Annotated in this window: 1 rRNA gene and 1 other annotated feature (1 of these 2 only partly in view); the gene reads right to left on the reverse strand. The window is 56.4% G+C overall.

What is annotated here, in order from left to right:
• Nucleotides 1–27: 27 nt before the first annotated feature.
• A 5S ribosomal RNA gene (gene rrf / locus ABD931_RS29020) occupies nucleotides 28–139 on the reverse strand.
• Nucleotides 140–241: 102 nt separating this feature from the next.
• Nucleotides 242–3141: a sequence feature (most likely nonfunctional fraction of RNA operon), on the reverse strand (it continues 1531 nt past the right edge of the window).

Here is a 3141-nt window from a genome sequence, read left to right on the forward strand (position 1 = left end):
GGTCGGCTTTGTCTGGCTTGATAGTTGAGGTGGCAGCTACCTACTCTCCCACCGGTGAAGGCAGTACCATCGGCGTTACGGGGCTTAACGGCTCTGTTCGATATGGTAAGAGGTGTCCACCCGCACTCTGACCACCAACCTCAGCTTGGCTTTCCTGGTTCGCTCGCTGCTGCTTGCTCACCCGGTTGGTTTGTCGTGTTGTTGCTCCTGATCGAGCTGAGAAAAGAGAGTAATCATCTAGCCGGTACGACTTCAGGCTCATTAGTACGGCTCGGCTCTAGCGCTCTCACGCCCAACACCTGCCGCCTATCCACGTGGTCGTCTCCCACAGCCTTTCTTTGGAAGTCTCATCTTCAGGCCAGTTTCGCACTTAGATGCTTTCAGCGCTTATCTGTTCCCCACGTAGCTACTCGGCCGTGCTCCTGGCAAAACAACCGATCCGCCAGCGGTGAGTCCATCCCGGTCCTCTCGTACTAAGGACAGCCCCCGTCAAACTTCCTCCGCCCACCACAGATAGGGACCGAACTGTCTCACGACGTTCTGAACCCAGCTCGCGTGCCACTTTAATCGGCGAACAGCCGAACCCTTGGAACCTTCTCCAGCCCCAGGATGTGACGAGCCGACATCGAGGTGCCAAACCTCCCCGTCGATGTGAGCTCTTGGGGGAGATCAGCCTGTTATCCCCGGCGTACCTTTTATCCTTTGAGCGATGGCCCACCCATGCAGCACCACCGGATCACTATACCCTGCTTTCGCACCAGCTCGAGCCGTCGCTCTCACTGTCAAGCTCGCTTCTGCTATTGCACTCCCCGGCTGATTACCGTCCAGCCTGAGCGAACCTTGGGAAGCCTCCGTTACCCTTTCGGAGGCGACCACCCCAGTCAAACTACCCACCAACCACTGTCCTCCTTTCCAGAGTTAGACCACCAGTCAGCCAAGGGCGGTATTTCAAGGTCGGCTCCACGATGCCTGGCGACACCGCTTCGCTGCCTCCCGCCTATCCTACACATGCCTGACCAGCGATCCATGATAAGCTGTAGTAAAGGTGCACGGGGTCTTTCCGTCCCGTGGCGGGTACGCGGCATCTTCACCGCGACTACAATTTCACCGAGCTCATGGCTGAGACAGTGCCCAGATCGTTACACCATTCGTGCAGGTCGGAACTTACCCGACAAGGAATTTCGCTACCTTAGGACCGTTATAGTTACGGCCGCCGTTTACTGGGGCTTCAGTTCAGCGCTTCGCCTTACAGCTAACGCCCCCCCTTAACCTTCCAGCACCGGGCAGGTGTCAGACCCTATACATCATCTCTCGATTTGGCAGAGTCCTGTGTTTTTGGTAAACAGTCGCCTGGGCCTTTTCTCTGCAGCCTCCCCTCACAGGGTAGGCCCCCCTTCTCCCGAAGTTACAGGGTGATTTTGCCGAGTTCCTTAGCCATGATTCTCTCGTCCACCTGAGGCTCTTCGCCTTGACTACCTGTGTCGGTTTCCGGTACGGGTAGAACAAACCACGCGCCCACTGACTTTTCTTGGAAGCCTCTTCGCCACTTCGCTTCGCCCCGAAAGGCTCCGCTCAGCGAGCTATTCCAGCTGCTCGCAGCCACTCCGACGCTTCGTCATCAATAGACAAATCTGCTCTAGTGCAGGATTATTAACCTGCTGTCCATCAGCCTCGGCTTTCGCCTGCGCCTTAGGTCCCGACTAACCCCCGGTTGACTACCATAGCCGGGGAACCCTTAGTCTTTCGGTGTGCGGGGTTCTCGCCCGCATCTCGTTACTTATGCCTACATTTGCTTTTCCAGTCGGTCCACCATAGCTCACGCTACAACTTCACCCCCACTGGAATGCTCTCCTACCATGACACACACAAGGTGTCTCATCCACATCTTCGGTGCTGTGCTTGATGCCCGTTTATTATCGACGCCCGCCCCGCTCGACCAGTGAGCTGTTACGCACTCTTTAAAGGAATAGCTGCTTCCAAGCTAACCTCCTGGCTGTCTCGGCAGCCGGACCGCCTTTGTTCAACTTAGCACACACTTGGGGACCTTAGATGGTGGTCTGGGTTGTTCCCCTCTCGGAGCAGGACCTTAGCACCCTGCCCCTCACTGCCACTTAACCACCCCTGCATTCGGAGTTCATCAGAAGTTGGTAGGATGTGACTCCCCCGCATCCTGTTGGTCGCTCTACCTCAGAGGTGGCAAACCGTGACGCTGTTCCTAAAAACATTTCGGAGAGTACGAGCTATTTCTCAGTTTGATTGGCCTTTCACCCCTACCCACAGCTCATCCAAAAACTTTTCAACGTTTACTGGTTCGGTCCTTCATGGCGTGTTACCGCCACTTCAACCTGGCCATGGGTAGATCACCAAGTTTCGCGTCGACTCCCCCTGACTATGGCGCCCTGTTCAGACTCGCTTTCGCTTCGACTCCGCACGTCCACGTGCTTAATCTGGCCAGGAAGAGTCACTCGTAGGCTCATTATGCAAAAGGCACGCCGTCACCCCACACGGGGGGCTCCGACCGCTTGTAAGCGCCTGGTTTCAGGTTCTGTTTCACCCCGGTACTCCCGGTTCTTTTCACCGTTCCCTCACGGTACTCTTCGCTATCGGTCTTCTGGTCGTATTTAGCCTTACCGGATGGTGCCGGCCGATTCAACGGGGGTTCCTCCGGCCCCCGCCTACTCAGGATCCCCAACCCACACCGCCCACTGCCTGTACGGGACTCTCACCCTCTATGGTTGCCTTTCCCAGGGCATTTCAGTTCGTCGTTGGTGCTTTTGTCGGGTCCTACAACCCCACCTGAGCCGTAACTCAGCTGGTTTAGGCTATTCCCCCCTCGCTCGCCACTACTAAGGGAATCACTACTTGTTTTCTTTTCCTGCGGGTACTTAGATGTTTCAGTTCTCCGCGTTTGCCTCTCCCAAAGGAGATACCAGCTCTTCAAGCTGGTGGGTTGCCCCATTCGGATACCGACGGATCAGCCTGTGCCAGCCAGTCCCCGTCGCGTTTCGCCGCTTGCCGCGTCCTTCTTCGCCGCCAGAAGCCCAGGCATTCCCCAGGCGCTCTTCATTTGCGTACTCTTACTAGGACCGTATCACTACGGCCTTACTCTCTTCTCTCAGTCGGTCAAAGAACATCTCGGAC

It is taken from the genome of Nibrella viscosa, from assembly GCF_039541875.1.
GTDB lineage: Bacteria > Bacteroidota > Bacteroidia > Cytophagales > Spirosomataceae > Nibrella > Nibrella viscosa.